This window comes from Amycolatopsis pretoriensis (genome assembly GCF_900107925.1).
In the GTDB taxonomy this organism is placed as follows: Bacteria; Actinomycetota; Actinomycetes; order Mycobacteriales; family Pseudonocardiaceae; genus Amycolatopsis; species Amycolatopsis pretoriensis.
Map to the genome: position 1 here is coordinate 974154 of NZ_FNUJ01000002.1, position 15829 is coordinate 989982.

Genomic DNA, 15829 nt, shown 5'->3' on the forward strand with positions numbered 1-15829 from the left:
TCCGACGAAGAGCTGAAATCAACAACATAGTCTTGAAATCATCAGATTGGTTCTCTCATGAACGCCAAAACGACCTTTCACACCATTCCCGAGTCCGCGTGGATTCTCGGCGTCTCCCGCAACACGGTCAGCCGGGCGATCCGGACTGGTGCGCTTCGCGCCACCCTGTGCCGCTCCGGGCTGCGCGTCTCGTCCACCGAGTTGGCCAAGGCGCTTCAGGACGGAGGTGCGGCATGGAAGCCGACGACCTCTGGCTGATCGGCATCGCGTGGCGGCTCGATCGCCTGCGGTGGGTGCCCACCGATGTCTTGCGCGACGTCGTGACCAGCGATGGAGCCTGCATGACGCCGTCGGAGGCCGGTCCGCCGGACGCTCGCGATGACCGGGAGCTCGCCAAGCTGTTGTGCGGCGGCTGCCCGGTCCAGGACGAGTGCCTTGAACTGGAGCTTCGGACGGCCGGCGTCGACACGATCGGCGTCTGGGGCGCGATGACCGACGACGACCGGCGCACGCTGCACCCGCACTGGCTGCGCCGTGGCGAGCGTTTCGAGCGGGGTGCGCGATGAACGAACTCACCGTGACGCCCACGCAGATCCTCGCCGGTGTCGGCGTGCTGATCGTCCTGTTCTGGGTCTGGCGGGCCGGCGCTCGCCGGGCGAAAGCCGCCGCCGAAGCCGCTCGGAGCGGCGCCCGACTTGTGTCGCTGGCCGGGCGCGTGCTGTTCAATGCCGGGCTGATCGTCGCCGTCCAGTGGGTGGTGATCGCTCACCCAGGTAGCCCGTGGCTGCTGTTCGCCGTGCTCGGGCTGCCCGCGCTGTTCGCGTCCTGCGCTCTGACTCGCGCCATGACCGTGACCACGGTCGACACCTCGAAGCGGGGTGGTCGGCGATGAATCGGGCGCAACGGCTCGCACAGGACGCGGCCGAAGCCGCGGAGGTGCGCGCTTACCAGACCGATCCGGACGTCGTCGCGCTGCGGATCGAACGTGTGCGGCGGCAGGTCGACTGGATGTGCTGGTCCGGGATCGTGCTCGGGCTGGCGTTCACGATGACCAACGTCCAAGGCTTCGCGTCGACCGGGACACGGCCCGGGTCGCTGCCGTGGCTCGCCGCGTGGGTGCTGGACCCGACCGTCTCGCTTGTCCTGCTCGCGATCCTGCGGGCAGAGCAAGTGACGGCGCGCTACCAGGTCAAGACGGGTGTCTGGGTACGGCGGGCGAAGTGGTTCACCCTCGCGGCCACGTACGTCATGAACACCTGGACGTCGTTCGCAGCCGGGGAACCGGCAGCTATCGTGCTGCACTCGGTGCCGCCGCTGGTCGTGTTCGTCGCCGTCGAGGCGATCACCGACCTACGGGACAAGCTGACCGACGCCGTGCTGGTGGCCGCTCAACGGCGTTCCACTAACGAGGAACCCATGAAGCCCGGTCGGCGTGTGTTGTTCGCCGATTACCTCGTGATCGCCCGGGAGAGCTGGACACCGGATGTCGAGATCACGCCTGCGTGGGTGCGGCGTGCGACCGGGTGCTCGCGTGGCCTGTCGCCCCGGCTCGCGCGGGCGCTGCGAGCGGAGGTCGCCGATGACTGACTCATTGCCGGTCAAGGCCGATCCCGTGCTCGACGGCGAGCTGATCGACGACACGTTGCCACAACCGCGCCCGCGCGCACCGAAGAGGAATCGCTTCGTGTTGTGGTGGCTGCACTCATCGCGCGTGCCGTTGTGGCTGAAGAGCAAGCCGCAGGCGAGGCAGGCACTTAAGGATGCCGTGGTGTGGCTGGTGCTGTCGCCGTTGCGGTTCCTCGGTGCCGTGGTGCGCGGTATTGTGGTCGGCGCGCGGTGGTGGCGCGGTTGGGTGACTGTCCGGGACTACCGGACGGCCGCCGAGGAGTCCGAGAAGCTCGCCGACAAGTTCACCGAGATTCGCGCGTTGACGTTGTTCCGGTGGAAGGTCACCGGCGCCGTCGCGGTCGTGACGGCTGTAGCGGTCGCCATCGTCGATCTCGTGTACGGAACCGATCCTTTGTGGATCGGCGGCGCCGCTGCCTCAGTGGCGCTCGCGATCCTCGGGCGAAGGAAGGACGGGAGTCCTGGCCGTAAGCCAGCGCTCGCCGGGCCACGGACGTTGACGTGGACGATGGACCCGCAAGTCCTGGTGGACGCGTTCCGAGACGCGAAGCTGATCGGCAAGGACGAGACGTTGCGGCTCGTCGAACGTGCGACGCGCGTCGGAGACGGCTGGGCCGTCACCGTCGATCTCCCTGCCACCCGCAAGGCGGCCGACGTGGTGAAGAACCGGGACGCGCTCGCGTCGGCGCTTGCCGTCGATGAGGTACAGCTCATCGTGGAGCGCGTTCGGGGCAATGGCGGGCACGCCGGGCGGGTCTCGGTGTGGGTTGCCGACGAAGACCCGTACAGCTCGCCACCTTTGCGGACGCCGCTGCTCGGGGTGGCACAGTGGGACGCGTGGCGACCGATCCCGTTCGGACGGGACGCGCGAGACCGGCGGATCGACCTTCCGCTGGTGTGGACGTCGCTGCTTGTGGGTGCGATTCCGCGGCAGGGTAAGACGTTTGCCGCCCGGCTCGCGGCGGCTGGGCTCAGCCTGGACGCGTGGGTGCGGCTGTACGTGGCGGACTTCAAGGCTGGGAAGGACTGGGACGCGGCCGGCCTGGTGGCTCACCGGTTCATGTCCGGAGACGAACCCGAACACGTCCTGGCGCTCGTGGACTGGCTGATCGAGCTGGTCGGCGAGGTTCAGACGCGGTTCCGGCGGATGCGCGACCTGGATGACCTGACGTGCCCGGAGTCGAAGGTCACGCCGGAGATGTCCCGCGATAAGGCGTTGGACATGCCGATTACGGCGATCTTCATCGATGAGGTCCAAGTTCCCTTGGAAGACCGCACACCCGTTGACGTTCAAGGAAAGAAGCTTCCTGCGGGTGAGTACGTCGGCGAGCTGCTGACGTGGCTGGCGAAGAAGGGGCCGGCGGCCGGGATTGTGCTCGTGCTCGCCACGCAGCGGCCGGACTCGAAGACGATCCCGTCCGGGCTGCGGGCTGTGCTCGGGTCGCGGTTCGCGCTGCGGGTGATGGACTGGCGCGACTCGAACATCGTGTTGGGCGAGCAGATGAACACGCGCGGGTTCGACTCGTCCAGGCTGCTGCCGTCGCATAAGGGCGTGGGCATCCTGCGGCCGGACGGCGACACGGCGGCCGGGGCGGACGTGCTGGCTATGACGGTCCGGACCTACTACATGCCGAACGAGGACTGGCGGACCATCTGTGAGCAGGGCCGGGCGCTGCGCGAAGCGGCCGGGACGCTGACTGGCCACGCGGCCGGGCAGGACGCGACGCCGGTACTCGACCACGCTGCGGCGGTCAAGGCGATCGGTGCAGGTCAGTCCATTGACACGGTTCAGCTGCCTGAGCTGCTCGCGTCGCTCGTCGACTACCTGGGCGACGATCTCGGCCCGGACGGCCGAGAGTTCGTGCCTACGGCCGAACTGCTCGACGCCCTGGAGATCGACCGCAAGACGTTCGCGCAGGAGATGACCGACCTGGGATGCCGGCCGACGCGCGACCGCGTGCCGGGCGAGGACGGCGAGATTCGGCAGGTACGCGGGTACTTGACGGCTGAAATCAGGAGCGCAATTGGCCGCGTAACCACTGACACCGGCGCGACAGACGAGGACGGCCGACCATGAGCGCCGCTCGTTCCGAAGAGCCGCAGATCCGGGTTATCCTACCTGCGGGATTGCCGGAGCTGACGCCTGCAGTCGCGCGCGCATTGCTGGCCGTTCTGATCGAGGTTACTGAGGTGCCGGTGCTCGACGTGCCGGAGGAGGAGGTGAACCGTGACAGCTGAAATCATCAGTGACCCGTGGGCAACGCTGGACGACCTTCTGGGACTTGAGGTCGCCGACGTGGCGGACGACGGGATCGGGACGCTGGCGGCCTACGGCCGGTGCTCGACCGAGGACAACCAGGACCCGGAGACGTCGCGTGGTTGGCAGTTCGGGAACGCGCGCAAGTTCGTCGAGCCGCTCGGCGGGCAGATCGTCGCGGAGTTCTTCGACGTCGGGCAGTCACGGTCCGTCCCGTGGGAACGGCGAACCGACGGCGCGCGGCTGCTCGCCGAGCTGAAGAACCCGCGCCGCGGCTGGGACGCGATCGTCGTCGGCGAGGGCACGCGGTGCTGGTTCGGCAACCAGTTCTCGCTCATCGCGCCGAAGTTCGCTGCCTACGGGGTTGATCTGTGGGTGCCAGAACTCGGCGGCAAGTACGACCCCAGGAACCCGTCGCACAAGATGCTGATGAGTGTGCTCGGCGGAATGAGCGAGTCCGAGCGGCAGCATGTTCAGGCGCGCGTCCGGGCCGCGATGGACGCACAGGTGATCAACGAAGGACGGCATCAGGGCGGCCGGGCGCCGTACGGGTACGTCGTCGTCGACAGCGGTCCGCACCCGAACCCGAGGAAAGCCGCGGAAGGGTTCAAGCTGCGGGTGCTGGCGATTGACGAGACGACGGTGGACGTTGTGCGCCGGATCTTCGCCGAGTACCTCGACGGCAACGGCGATCGAGCGATCGCCAACCTGCTCAACCGCGACGGCATTCCTTGTCCCTCCGCACATCGGCCGGACCAGAATCGGCACCGGCTTGCCGACGGCTGGCAAGGAAGCTCCGTACGAGCGATCCTCGATAACCCGCGATACACCGGCTACGCGATCTTCGGGCGTTGGACGAAACATGAGATGTTGCTCGACCCGGAAGATGTCGCCGCGGGCCACGTGGTGCGGTTCAAGCGCGCGGCGCCGGACCGGATCGTACGGTCGCGTGATCAGGCGCATCCGGCGATCGTGTCCGTGGAGACCTTCACGCAGGCTCAGCTACTGCGCCGGTCGAAGTCGGCAGGCGGGTTGAAGACGGCGCGCAAGGCGGAGCGGGGCGCCCGAAAGACGGCACGGTCGTACCTGCTGCGCGGCCTCGTCCGATGTGGAGTATGCGGCCGGAAGATGCAAGGAGCCACAATCAGGAAGGGCGCCTACTACCGCTGCACCTCGCGGACCATGGCGCCCAGCTCGCAGAAACTGGCGGATCACCCGAAGACGGTCAACCTGCGCGAAGGCGTCGTCGTCAAGGCGATCAACGGATGGCTCCACGAGCTGTTCCACCCCGACAACCGCGACCGGACGGCGGCCGCGCTACTCGGGTCGGAGGGCAGCCCGGCCAGCAGTGGCCCGCTCGAAGCTGCCCGAAACCGGCTGGCGGACGCGGAGTCGAGGCTTCAGCGGTATCAAGCAGCGATCGCGGCGGGCGTCGAGCCCGAAGCACTCGTCGACCCGATAAACCAGGCACAGGCAGAACGAGCCGCCGCAAAAGCACAGATCGAGAGCATTCCGCCAGGGACGGGCGTGACGCGCGGCGAGATCTACGCGAGGATCGATGCACTCGGCGACGTCTGCGGCACCCTGGCCGACGCAACCACAGCAGGCATGAGCCGCCTGTACCGAGCGTTGAACCTGGAGCTACGCTACGAACCAAAAGAGCTGGCCGTCTATGCGACGACCAGCCCAGGTGTAGATAGTGCGTGTGTCCGAGGGGGGACTTGAACCCCCACGCCCGTTAAGGGCACTAGCACCTCAAGCTAGCGCGTCTGCCATTCCGCCACTCGGACCTGCTGAAGAAAGAGTATACGGCTCCTCCACACCCTCGTTCAGGGGGGTCTCGATCGCCCCCTCCCCTCCCTCTGGCATCATCGAGCCGTTTCGGACCTGCTGCATCGATTCAGCGAATAGTCTGACCGGCTCCTCGTACGCGTACCCGTCCGGACCCGAAACCGACAGCAAGTGCGCGTCCACCAGGGACTCCAAGAGGAGCCTTGCGTCCCTGACAGGCAGCTCCAAGACCGCCGATGCCGTTGACGCCGAGAAGCGTGGGAAAGCCGACAGGCCCTCGAACGCCCGCCTCTGCCATGGCGTCAGCTCCCCCACCGCCGACTCGTACGGCCTCTCTATCGCCTGGCACTCCGGGGGCCTGGCCGGCGCTCCCGGGGCTGGGCGGCCCACCCTCTGCAACGCCTGCTCCATCGTCCAGTCCGGGCGGGATGCCAGTCTCTCGCCGATCGCTCGGATCACCTGTGGCAGCCCCGCCGTTCGCGAGGCCAGCTCCTGGGTCGCACTCGAATGAAACCCCGCTCGGTCCTCGCCCACCAACGAAGTCAGGAGCGCTACCGACTCCGGGACGCTCATGCCACCCAGCTTCGTCCAGTGGGCGTGCGGTACGTCGTACAAGCGCCTGCGGGCCGTGATCAGCACCGCCGGGCCTCCTGCTCCCGGTAGCAACGTGCGAACGTCGTCGCTCGGGTGGGCGTTGTCCAGGACCACCAGCACTCGACGGCCCGTTGTTCTCGTTCGCCACAGGGCCGCGCGCTCGCTTGCCGAGGCCGGGAGGTCGCTGATCCCTATTCCGTGCAGCAGCTCGGACAACGGGTCCGCCGACTCCGCCAGGTCCAGGAACAGCTGGCCGTCCGGGAAGTCCACCTTCCGGGCGATGTGGATCGCCAGCGCCGTCTTGCCGATCGCCGCCAGGCCCTCGATGCCGATCACCGGCAACGGTGCTCGCGGACTCGTCAACGCCGCTGTGAGCGCCTCCGTCTCGGGTTTTCGGCCGACGAAGTCCGGGAGGTCCGGGGGCAGCTGGGACGGGCGGGACACGGCCGGCGCCAGCGACGGGTCCGCCGCCAGGATGCGGCGCTGCATCTCCCGCAGCTCGGGACCCGGGTAAAGCCCCAGTTCGGACTCCAGCAGCCGCTGCGTCGCCGCGAACAGCTCCAGTGCCTCCGCCTGGCGGCCCGCGCGGTACAGCGCCAGCATCTGCAGCTCACGCGGCCGCTCGCGCAACGGCTGCTCGGCGATCAGCTCCGTCAGGTCGACGTGCCGGCCCGCCGCGAGGTCCGCCGCCGCCAGGTCCTCTAGGGCCGTGAGACGCAGCTGGACCAGGCGCTCGCGGGCCGCCTCCACATACTCGCCGTTCACCCCGGACAGCGGCGTGCCGTGCCACAGCTCCAACGCGTCGCGCGGCGAAGGCAAAAGGCGCTCGAACTCCGTGACGTCCAGGGTGCCCGTGCGGATCGCGTAGCCGCCTCCGAGCGACTCGATCGGGACGCCTGCTTGCCGCAAGCGGGACACGTACGAGCGCACCATGCCGACCGCCGCCCGGGGTTCCGCGCCGCCCCACAACGCCGTGACCAGCTGGGATGGCGACAGCGGTGTCCCCTCCTGCAGGAGGAGCACCGCCAGGGCCGCCCGCTGCCGGGGCGGTCCCAGCTCGATCTCGACGTCGCCGCGCCACGCCCGGACCGGGCCGAGGACTTCGAACCGCACCGCATCGGTCACGCAGAGCGCAACCGGCGGCCGCGGATCGGTATTCCGTCACAGTCCCTTGAAGGCGTCCCGTCGCGCAGCGAGCCAGGTCGCGAAGTCCTGCAGACGCGGGTTGAGCTTCCGGACCGCTTCGGGGTCGCGCGCGCCGGCGAAGGCGTCTTCGTGCTCGGCGTAGTAGAAGAACATGTTCGACAGGTCGTCCGCGCCCGGGAAGCCCGACGCGCGCAGGGCCTCGACGCTCATCGGCCGGTACGCGACCTCCGTGCCGAGTTCCTTGGCGAACGCCGCCGCGTACTGCTCGCCGGTCAGGTTCTCCCCCGAGATGCTGATCGTCTCGCCGGCCAGCGACGGGCCCTGCGCGAATACGCCGAACGCCGTCCGGCCGATGTCCTCCGACGCGATGCCCGGCAGCCGCCGGTCGGCCATCGGGAGGTGCAGCGCGACGACGCCGTCGTCGTCGCGGACCGGGCGGAAGAAGTCGAGGAAGGCCTCGAAGTAGAACGTCGTCGAGAGGAACGTCGTCGGGACGCCCGCCTCGACGAAGAACGCCTCCGCCTCGGCCTTGCTGTCGAAGTGCGGGACCTTGTACCGCTCGTGCAGCGTCGGGACGCGGTCGTCGCGCAGGTGCAGGCGGGTGTCGGGCAGGGTCGACCAGATCACGTGCCCGAGCCCCGTCGCCTTCGCCGCCGCGGCCATCGCGCGGGCCTGGTGCTGTTCGCGCTCGACGGAGTTGTACTCCCAGAACGCCGTGACGAGGTAAGCGCCGTACGCGCCTTCGAAGGCCTTCGTCAGGCTCGCTTCGTCGTCCAGGTCGGCGGCGACGACTTCGGCGCCGCGGGCGGCCAATGCCTGCGCGGCCGCGGAGTCCGGGTTGCGGGTGAGCGCGCGCAGCTTGAAGCGCTGCTCCGGGTCGTCGAGGATCGCGCGGGCCAGGCCGCCGCCCTGCTGGCCGGTCGCGCCGACGACGGCGATGATCTTCGGGTCGGACATCGGGAACCTCCTCCGGATCGGGCCGGCGCGTTCCGGCCACCGCCCCAGGTAACCGCCGCGGTGTCTGCGTCTCGTGCACGGCGGGTGCACGCCGCGTGCACACGGTTTACAAGGTCGCCGCCGCTTCCTAGGATTCGCCGGTCGGGCCGCGGAACGGGAGGTTTTCGGATGGGTCGGCGGCGGGACGACGACGAGATCTCCGTCGCCGAGCTGCTCCGGGAGACGGGCGCGACGCCGCGCTCGCTCGGCGGGCCGCCCGCGGCCGCGCCGTTCCGCGAGGAGGACACCGGCGACGGCTACCGCGAACGGCTCGAGCAGCGGGCCCGCGAGGCCGCGGCCGGCCAGCAACGGGCCGGCCGGCGGATCCGGTGGATCTCCGCGTTCGCGGGCGCCGTCGTGGTGCTCGGCAGCCTCGTGGTCATCGCGGTGACGTCGGGCGGCGCGCAGCAGCGACAAGCCACGCCGCAGGACCCGCTCGCGCCGGCGACGACGCCGCGTCCGACCACTCCCGCGCTGAGCCGGCCGAGTCCGACGCCGATCCCGTCCGTGCTGCGCCAGACTTCCACGCCCGCGTCGACTTCAGCCGCGCCCAAGCCGCCACCACCGGTCGCCGCCTCCACGTGCGTCGTGCGCTTCGCCGTGCGCGACCAGTGGAACGACGGCTTCACCGCGGACGTCACCATCACCAACAAGAGCGACCAGACGCTGTCGCCGTGGACGCTCACCTGGACGTTCACCGCGGGGCAGCGGGTCACCCACGGCTGGGACGGCAAGTACGGCCAGAGCGGGAGCCGGGTGACCGTGAACGCCGAGTCCTACAACGGCGTTCTCGCGCCGGGGGCGACCGTGAGCACCGGGTTGAACGGGGCTTTCGACCACGGGAACCCGGCGCCGACGGCGTTCACCCTCAACGGCGCCCGCTGCGACGCGGGCTGATCATCCGCACGTCGGCCAGCTCCAGCAGGCCGTCCAGCTCGACGCGGGCGCGGGTGCGGCGCGGGTCGGGCAGCAACCCCTCGGCGCGGACGACGTCGAGCAGGCGGCTCGCGAGCGGCAGCACGAGGTGCCGGCCCCAGCAGCGCTCGCTGACGTGCCCGAACGGCAGGTAGCCCGGGTGGCGATCGGCGTCGAGGTCGGCCCAGCGCCGGGGCCGCCATTCGTCCGGCGCTTCCCAGAGCGCCGGTGACCGGTGGCTCAGGAGCGGCAGCAGCAGGACGTCGTCGCCGGGCGTGATGCGGGCGTCCACCTCGGTGAACTCCGGCGAGCGGACGCGCAGGACGTTCCACGACGGCGGCAGCAGCCGGAGCGCCTCGTTGATCACCCACTCGTTCGGGACGTCGTCGTCGAACGGCGCGCCCAGCCACACCGCGTTGGTCACCAGCGCGGCGACGGTGAAGCAGATCGGCGCGGCGACCCGGCGGTAGAGGTACATCCGGAACCGCCGCTCGGCCAGGGTTTCCGCGGCCAGGACCTGCCGGGCGAGCGTGGACAGCTCCGCGTCCGGGCCCGGCCGGCGGGCCAGCGCGGCCCCGGCGGCGACGGCCGACCACGTCAGCTTCGGCGTCAGCTCCAGGCGACGGTCGACGAGCACGCGGAACCGGCGCGTCTCGGGTCCGAAGACGAATCGACGCAGGTAGTCGTGGGGCACGGCGGGCCACGCACCGGTGAGATCGGGGTCGTCGGCGGGGCGCTTCAGCGCGGCCCGGACGTCCGCGCCCAGCGCCTGCATCAGGCTCGCGGACTCGGCGCGGGTGACCGGGCGGCCCAGCACCGGCTTGAACGTCGGGCGCTCCTCGGCGTTCGCCGGGCGGGCGCGCAGCACGGCGTCCATCAGCTCCGGATCGGCGATCCCGACGGTGTCCGGCTCGAGGCGGAACAGCCCGTCGTCCCGGTGCTCGCGCAGCAGGTTCTCCAGGCGGGGTGCGAAGACGACCGCGCGGTGGGCGGGGGCGATGACCACGTTCGGCACTCCTCGAAGGGGAACGGGGGCCGGTCCCGGTGACCGGGACCGGCCGCGCGATCAGATCCAGCCGTACCAGGCGTAGGCCTTCAGGCTCTTCTTGGGAAGCGCTTTCTTCACCAGGCGGACGAGCTTCACCGGATTCCTCCCTAGTTCGGTTTTCAGGACCGTGATCGACACTAGGCAGGACGGGATCGGTTCAGCACCAAGCACTACACGATCGGCCCAGACCTTTCGGTGGGAAAAGGGCACGAGTGAAAAATGCGTGTTAAATCAGCTGAGCACTTCACGCATGAATGTCACAAGCCAATGCTGTGCCGGGCTTCGGGCGTGCGTGTGGCGCGTGTACACCGATACCTGGGCCGGCTCGACCTCCAGGGGCAGCTCGAACAGCCGGACGCGGTGCTGGGCCGCGAACCTCTCGGCCACCAGCCGGGGCACCATCGCCACCAGCTCGCCGTCCTGGACCAGGTACGGCAGCGCCGCGAAGCGCGTCACCTCCAGGACCACCCGGTCCAGGAGCCCATGCGCCTCCAGGGCGCGGCGGGGGCCGTCGTGGCCGGTGGGGCCGAACACCGTCACGTGACGCTCCGCCGCCAGCGCATCGAAGTCCACCGACGCACCCAGCCGCGGGTGGTCCTGCGCCACCATGCCCAGGTAGCCCTCGGAGAACAGCGGGACGCGGGCGACGCGCTGGGAGCTGATCAGCGGGGACGCGATGAACGCGTCGATCTCGCCGCGGCCGAGCTGGTCCGCGGCGCCGTCGACGTCGAGCGGCCGGACGGTCAGTGTCACGCCGGGAGCACGCGAAGGCAGCGCCGCCATCAGGCGCGGCAGCAGCGAGATCTCCCCCAGGTCGGACAGGCACAGCGTGAACGCCGCCCGAGCGGTCGAAGGCGAGAACGACCACGCGCCGCTGACCGCCGTTTCGATGCCCGACAGCGCGCTGTGCAGCGGCTCGTACAGCGCGCGGGCCGTCGTCGTCGGGACCAGGCCGCCGCCCGTGCGGCGGAACAGCTCGTCGGAAAACCGGCGCCGGAGCTTCTGCAGGCTGTAGCTGATCGTCGGCTGCGTGACGTGCAGGGATTCCGCCGTCGCGGTGACGCTGCGGGTCTCGTAGAGCAGCACGAACGTGCGCACCAGGTTGAGGTCGAAGTCGCGCATCATCGATCCTGTCTATGAACCACCGAGACAACATTTATTGGAACACACGCCGCCGTCTCCCTAGGGTCTGGTCCAACCCGCCCGAGGAGGACAGCGCATGCCCACCGCCCGCCGGCTCGCCCACGAGTTCCTGCACCGCCGCGGCCTGACCACGATCTTCGGCAACCCCGGCTCCAACGAGCTGCCGTTCCTCGCCGAGCTGCCGGACGGCTTCACCTACGTCCTCGGCCTGCACGAAGGCGCCGTCGTCGGGATGGCCGACGGCTACGCCCAGGCCACCGGCCGCCCGGTGCTGGTCAACCTGCACGCGGCCGCCGGCTCGGGCAACGCCATGGGCGCGCTGACCAACGCCGTCTACTCGCGCTCCCCCCTGGTGCTCACCGCCGGCCAGCAGGTCCGCGCGGCCATCGGGATGGAGGCGATGCTCGCCAACGTCGACGCCACGCAGCTGATGCGCCCGCTGGCCGCCTGGTCCGGCGAGCCGAGCTGCGCCGAGGACGTCCCGCGCTCGCTCGCCCAGGCCGTGTTCGAGGCCGAGCTGCACCGGCGCCCGAGCTACCTCTCGGTGCCCTACGACGACTGGGCTGTCGAACTCGACGCGAACGCCGCCGTGACGCTCGACCGGAACGTCCAAAGAGGACTCATGCCGAGCGGAGCCCAGCTCGACAACCTCGCGACGAGCCTTACGAAAGCGAAGAACCCCGCGCTCGTCCTCGGCGGGGACATCGACACGCTCGGCCTGTTCGACCGCGCCGTCGCCCTGGCCGAGCACCTCGGCCTACCGACCTGGGTGGCGCCGTCGCCGCACCGGCTGCCCTTCCCCAACCGGCACCCGCTCTTCCGCGGCGTGCTGCCGGCCGGCATCGCTTCGGTTTCGGACGCGCTGACCGGGCACGACCTCGTGCTCGTGCTCGGCGCGCCCGTCTTCCGCTACCACCAGTACGTTCCCGGCGCCTACCTGCCGGAGGGCACGCGGCTGGTCCAGGTGACCGACGACTTCGGCGCCGCGGCCCGTGCGCCGATGGGCGAGGCGCTGGTCGCCGACCCGGCTCCGGTGATCGAAGCACTGCTGCGGAAGATCCCGGCCCGCAACGCGGCAAGCGGTTACGTCGACAACCCCGAGCCCAAGACGGCCGAGAAGGCTCTGCACCCCGAGCAGGTCTTCGCCGCGCTGCGCGAAACCCAGGCCGCCGACACCCGGTACGTCGTCGAGTCGACGTCGACGAACTCGGCGTGGTGGCGGCAGATGGACCTGCGCCGCGAAGGGTCCTACTTCTTCCCCGCCGCCGGCGGCCTCGGGTTCGGCCTGCCCGCCGCCGTGGGTGTCGCGATGGGCAGCCCGGACCGCCCGGTCGTCGGCGTCATCGGCGACGGCTCGGCCAACTACGGCATCACGGCGCTCTGGACCGCCGCGCACTACCGCGTCCCGGTCACGTTCGTGATCCTGCGCAACGGCGTCTACGGCGCGTTGCGCTGGTTCGGCGAGCTGCTCGGGACGCCGGACGTGCCCGGCACCGAGATCCCCGGGCTCGACTTCACCGCCATCGCCGCCGGCTACGGCGTCCCCGCGACGACGGCCGCCGACGTCGACGACCTGCACGCCCAGCTCAAGACGACCCCGGACGGCCCGCGGCTGATCCAGGTCGACACCGAACCGACCACACCGGAGTGATCATGACCTTGCTGGACAGCGAATTCCTCCTCGGCAGCGGCGGGACCCACGCGGTCGTCGAACCGGCGACCGGGGAAACCCTGGGCCACGTGGGCATCGCGACTCCCGGCGACGTCGCCGAGGCGGCCCGCGCGGCTGCCGAGGCCCAGCGCGACTGGGCCCGGCGCAAGCCCGCCGAGCGCGCCGCGGTGCTGCGCCGCGCGGGTGAGCTGTGGGAGGCGCACGCCGCCGAGGTGCAGGACTGGATCGTCCGCGAGGCCGGTTCGACGCGGCCCAAGGCCGGGATCGAAACGGAGATGGCGGCCGGGATCTGCTTCGAGGCCGCCGCGTTGCCGACCCACCCGCGCGGTGAGGTGCTGAGCACCGGCGAACCGCGCTGGTCGCTGGCCCGGCGCGTCCCGGCCGGGGTGGTTTCGGTGATCTCGCCGTTCAACTTCCCGCTGATCCTGGCGATCCGCTCGGTCGCGCCCGCCCTCGCGCTCGGCAACGCCGTGCTGCTCAAGCCGGACCTGCGCACCGCGGTGTCCGGCGGGGTGAGCATCGTGCGCGTCTTCGAGGAGGCCGGGCTACCCGCGGGCCTGTTGCACCTGCTTCCCGGTGACGCCGCCGTCGGCGCCGCGGTCGTCGACGCGCCCGAGGTGTCGGTCGTGTCGTTCACCGGCTCGACGGCGGCCGGGCGGAAGGTCGGCGAGGCCGCCGCGCGCTCGCTCAAGCGCGTCCACCTGGAGCTGGGCGGCAACAACGCGCTCGTCGTGCTGCCCGGCGCCGACGTCGCCAAGGCCGCGTCCGCCGGCGCGTTCGGCTCGTTCCTGCACCAGGGCCAGATCTGCATGACGACCGGGCGGCACCTCGTCCACGAGTCCCAAGTGGACGAATACGTCGAAGCGCTGGCGGCGAAGGCGCGGCGGCTGCCGGTCGGCAACCCGGCCACCGGCGAGGTCGCGCTGGGCCCGATCATCGACGACCGGCAGCTCGCGCACGTCACCGACGTCGTCGACCGCAGTGTCGCGGCCGGTGCGCGCGTGCTGGCCGGCGGCAAGCCGGACGCGCCGTTCTACCCGCCGACCGTCCTCTTCGGACTCTCCGACGACACCCCGGCGTGGCGCGAGGAGATCTTCGGCCCGGTCGCGCCGGTGCGCGCCTACCGCGACCTCGACGAGGCCGCGCGCCTGGTCAACGACTCCGAGTACGGCCTGTCGGTCGGCATCCTCGGCGACGTCGGCACCGCGATGACGCTCGCCGACGAGGTCCGCTCGGGCAAGGTGCACATCAACGAGCAGACCGTCGGCGACGAGCCCACCGCGCCGTTCGGCGGCGTCGGCGACTCCGGCAACGGCTCCCGTTTCGGCGGCGCCCAGGCCAACATCGAAGCCTTCACCGAAACCCAGTGGCTGACCGTCCGCGCGGACATCGCCGGCTACCCGTTCTGAGGAAACCATGACAACGACGTCTTCCCGTCCCGTGTGGACGGCGGTCCTCTGCTGGCTGACCGTCCTGCTCGAGGGCTACGACCTGGTCGCGCTCGGCGCCACCATCCCGACCCTGCTCAAGAGCGGCTACCTCGGCTTCACCGCGGCCGGCGCCACCGCGGTCGCCACCGTCTCGCTCGTCGGCGTGGCGGTCGGCGCCGCGTGCCTCGGGCCGCTCACCGACCGCTTCGGCCGCCGCGTGATGCTCATCGGCTCGGTCCTGCTGTTCTCGGTGTTCACCCTGCTGACGCCGGTGGCGTCGAGCGTCGCGATGTTCGGGGTCTTCCGGTTCGTCGCGGGGCTCGGGCTCGGCGCGTGCATGCCGGTGGCGCTGACCGTGATGTCGGAGAACCTGCCCGCGCGGCGCCGCGCCAGCGCGAGCACGTTCACGATGACCGGCTACCACGTCGGCGCGGTGCTGACGTCCATCCTCGCCCTGTACGCGAAGGAAGACTGGCACGTGCTGTTCTACGGCGGCGGGATCGCCGGGCTGGTGGCCGTGCCGCTGATGTGGTGGAAGCTGCCCGAATCCGCGGCGTACCTGGCGGCTCGCGAGCAGCCGGAAACCGAGCGCGTCGGGCTGCGGGACCTGCTGGGCGCGCGGTTCCGGCGGATCAGCATCGCCGTGTGGACGGGGTCGTTCATGGGGCTGCTGCTGGTCTACGGACTCAACACGTGGCTGCCGCAGCTGATGCGGACCGCGGGTTACCCGATTTCGACGTCGATCACGCTGCTGCTGGTGCTCAACATCGGCGCGGTGCTCGGGCTGGTGCTGGCCGGCACGATCGCCGACCGGTTCGGCATCCGGCCGATCGCCCGGATCTGGTTCGGCGCCGGCGCCGTGCTGCTCGCGGCGCTGAGCCTGAAGATCGGCAACGCGTTCGTGCTCAACGCGGTCGTGCTGCTCACCGGCGTGTTCGTGTTCTCCGCGCAGGTGCTGATCTACGGGTACGTCGCCCAGGCGTTCCCGGCGCAGGCGCGGGGCACGGCGCTCGGGCTGACGTCGGCGGTCGGGCGGCTCGGTTCGATCCTCGGGCCGTTCGTGACCGGCGCGCTGGTCACCGCCGGGGTCGCGTACCCGTGGGGCTTCTACTTCTTCGCCGTCGTGGCCGCGTTCGGGCTGGTCGCGGTGCTGATGCTGCGGGGCGGGACGCGGGAGTCGTCGCGGTTGACGCCGGTGTCCGCGGGGTAGC

The 15829-nt window shown here is 70.5% G+C and carries 16 protein-coding genes and 1 tRNA gene; 11 read left to right on the forward strand and 6 right to left on the reverse strand.

What is annotated here, in order from left to right; all coding sequences use genetic code 11:
* The first annotated feature begins 57 nt into the window (after positions 1–57).
* Genes BLV96_RS11130 through BLV96_RS11155 form a run of 7 tightly spaced genes read left to right on the forward strand, consistent with a single transcriptional unit; the run spans position 58 to position 5608 of the window.
* Complete coding sequence (locus BLV96_RS11130; RefSeq protein ID WP_086676975.1) at positions 58–258, forward strand: helix-turn-helix domain-containing protein; 201 nt, start codon at positions 58–60, stop codon at positions 256–258.
* A complete protein-coding gene (locus BLV96_RS11135) occupies positions 234–566 on the forward strand; it encodes a WhiB family transcriptional regulator (protein ID WP_086676976.1) in 333 nt (110 codons plus the stop codon). The genes BLV96_RS11130 and BLV96_RS11135 overlap by 25 nt, the downstream gene beginning before the upstream one ends.
* A complete protein-coding gene (locus tag BLV96_RS11140; protein ID WP_086676977.1) occupies positions 563–892 on the forward strand; it encodes a hypothetical protein in 330 nt (109 codons plus the stop codon). Before BLV96_RS11135 ends, BLV96_RS11140 begins: the two co-directional genes overlap by 4 nt.
* Positions 889–1587: a hypothetical protein gene (locus tag BLV96_RS11145; RefSeq protein ID WP_086676978.1), complete on the forward strand. Its 699-nt coding sequence runs from the start codon at positions 889–891 to the stop codon at positions 1585–1587. The genes BLV96_RS11140 and BLV96_RS11145 overlap by 4 nt, the downstream gene beginning before the upstream one ends.
* Positions 1580–3703: an FtsK/SpoIIIE domain-containing protein gene (locus BLV96_RS49775; protein ID WP_167379574.1), complete on the forward strand. Its 2124-nt coding sequence runs from the start codon at positions 1580–1582 to the stop codon at positions 3701–3703. Before BLV96_RS11145 ends, BLV96_RS49775 begins: the two co-directional genes overlap by 8 nt.
* On the forward strand, positions 3700–3864 hold the full coding sequence (locus BLV96_RS49780; protein ID WP_158104148.1) for a hypothetical protein: 165 nt from the start codon (positions 3700–3702) through the stop codon (positions 3862–3864). The genes BLV96_RS49775 and BLV96_RS49780 overlap by 4 nt, the downstream gene beginning before the upstream one ends.
* Positions 3854–5608, forward strand: coding sequence for a recombinase family protein (locus BLV96_RS11155; protein WP_086676979.1), 1755 nt, complete (start codon positions 3854–3856; stop codon positions 5606–5608). The genes BLV96_RS49780 and BLV96_RS11155 overlap by 11 nt, the downstream gene beginning before the upstream one ends.
* Here the strand turns inward: BLV96_RS11155 and BLV96_RS11160 are convergent.
* The 3 genes from BLV96_RS11160 to BLV96_RS11170 all read right to left on the reverse strand — a co-directional run bounded on the left by BLV96_RS11160 (position 5590) and on the right by BLV96_RS11170 (position 8371).
* Positions 5590–5673, reverse strand: a tRNA-Leu gene (locus BLV96_RS11160). The genes BLV96_RS11155 and BLV96_RS11160 overlap by 19 nt on opposite strands.
* On the reverse strand, positions 5639–7393 hold the full coding sequence (locus tag BLV96_RS11165; protein ID WP_086676980.1) for an AfsR/SARP family transcriptional regulator: 1755 nt from the start codon (positions 7391–7393) through the stop codon (positions 5639–5641). Before BLV96_RS11165 ends, BLV96_RS11160 begins: the two co-directional genes overlap by 35 nt.
* Positions 7394–7429: 36 nt before the next feature.
* Positions 7430–8371 (reverse strand): NmrA/HSCARG family protein, encoded by a 942-nt coding sequence (locus tag BLV96_RS11170; RefSeq protein WP_086676981.1) that lies wholly within the window; start codon positions 8369–8371, stop codon positions 7430–7432.
* Positions 8372–8539: 168 nt separating this feature from the next.
* Here BLV96_RS11170 and BLV96_RS50585 point away from each other — a divergent pair, with 168 nt between their 5' ends.
* Positions 8540–9307 (forward strand): cellulose-binding domain-containing protein, encoded by a 768-nt coding sequence (locus BLV96_RS50585; protein WP_244180163.1) that lies wholly within the window; start codon positions 8540–8542, stop codon positions 9305–9307.
* Here BLV96_RS50585 and BLV96_RS11180 read toward each other — a convergent pair.
* From BLV96_RS11180 to BLV96_RS11185, 3 genes are all read right to left on the reverse strand, one after another.
* On the reverse strand, positions 9279–10331 hold the full coding sequence (locus tag BLV96_RS11180) for a cytochrome P450 (RefSeq protein ID WP_086676982.1): 1053 nt from the start codon (positions 10329–10331) through the stop codon (positions 9279–9281). The two genes, BLV96_RS50585 and BLV96_RS11180, sit on opposite strands and share 29 nt — an antisense overlap.
* Positions 10332–10391: 60 nt before the next feature.
* Positions 10392–10511 carry a tryptorubin family RiPP precursor gene (locus BLV96_RS50590; protein ID WP_244180164.1) on the reverse strand — a complete coding sequence of 40 codons (120 nt, stop codon included), beginning with the start codon at positions 10509–10511 and terminating at the stop codon, positions 10392–10394.
* A 93-nt stretch (positions 10512–10604) separates the two neighbouring features.
* Complete coding sequence (locus tag BLV96_RS11185; RefSeq protein WP_086676983.1) at positions 10605–11495, reverse strand: LysR family transcriptional regulator; 891 nt, start codon at positions 11493–11495, stop codon at positions 10605–10607.
* Between the two features lie 97 nt (positions 11496–11592).
* Here BLV96_RS11185 and mdlC point away from each other — a divergent pair, with 97 nt between their 5' ends.
* From mdlC to BLV96_RS11200, 3 genes are read left to right on the forward strand one after another with little or no spacing between them, the layout of a single operon-like run.
* Positions 11593–13167 carry a benzoylformate decarboxylase gene (mdlC, locus tag BLV96_RS11190; RefSeq protein WP_086676984.1) on the forward strand — a complete coding sequence of 525 codons (1575 nt, stop codon included), beginning with the start codon at positions 11593–11595 and terminating at the stop codon, positions 13165–13167.
* Between the two features lie 2 nt (positions 13168–13169).
* Entirely contained in the window at positions 13170–14597 is a 1428-nt protein-coding gene (locus tag BLV96_RS11195; RefSeq protein ID WP_086676985.1) for a benzaldehyde dehydrogenase, read from the forward strand.
* A gap of 7 nt (positions 14598–14604) precedes the next feature.
* The gene (locus BLV96_RS11200) at positions 14605–15828 is read left to right on the forward strand and encodes an MFS transporter (RefSeq protein WP_086676986.1); all 1224 of its coding nucleotides are present in this window, start codon (positions 14605–14607) and stop codon (positions 15826–15828) included.
* Position 15829: the final 1 nt, after the last annotated feature.

Excerpts from the sequence above, each read along its gene's own strand:
- BLV96_RS11170 (WP_086676981.1), bottom strand. The coding sequence starts at position 8,371 with ATGTCCGACCCGAAGATCATCGCCGTCGTCGGCGCGACCGGCCAGCAG.
- BLV96_RS11135 (WP_086676976.1), top strand. The coding sequence starts at position 234 with ATGGAAGCCGACGACCTCTGGCTGATCGGCATCGCGTGGCGGCTCGAT.
- BLV96_RS11140 (WP_086676977.1), top strand. The coding sequence starts at position 563 with ATGAACGAACTCACCGTGACGCCCACGCAGATCCTCGCCGGTGTCGGC.
- BLV96_RS11130 (WP_086676975.1), top strand. The coding sequence starts at position 58 with ATGAACGCCAAAACGACCTTTCACACCATTCCCGAGTCCGCGTGGATT.
- BLV96_RS49775 (WP_167379574.1), top strand. The coding sequence starts at position 1,580 with ATGACTGACTCATTGCCGGTCAAGGCCGATCCCGTGCTCGACGGCGAG.
- BLV96_RS11200 (WP_086676986.1), top strand. The coding sequence starts at position 14,605 with ATGACAACGACGTCTTCCCGTCCCGTGTGGACGGCGGTCCTCTGCTGG.
- BLV96_RS11195 (WP_086676985.1), top strand. The coding sequence starts at position 13,170 with ATGACCTTGCTGGACAGCGAATTCCTCCTCGGCAGCGGCGGGACCCAC.
- BLV96_RS11145 (WP_086676978.1), top strand. The coding sequence starts at position 889 with ATGAATCGGGCGCAACGGCTCGCACAGGACGCGGCCGAAGCCGCGGAG.
- BLV96_RS50585 (WP_244180163.1), top strand. The coding sequence starts at position 8,540 with ATGGGTCGGCGGCGGGACGACGACGAGATCTCCGTCGCCGAGCTGCTC.
- BLV96_RS11185 (WP_086676983.1), bottom strand. The coding sequence starts at position 11,495 with ATGCGCGACTTCGACCTCAACCTGGTGCGCACGTTCGTGCTGCTCTAC.
- mdlC (WP_086676984.1), top strand. The coding sequence starts at position 11,593 with ATGCCCACCGCCCGCCGGCTCGCCCACGAGTTCCTGCACCGCCGCGGC.
- BLV96_RS49780 (WP_158104148.1), top strand. The coding sequence starts at position 3,700 with ATGAGCGCCGCTCGTTCCGAAGAGCCGCAGATCCGGGTTATCCTACCT.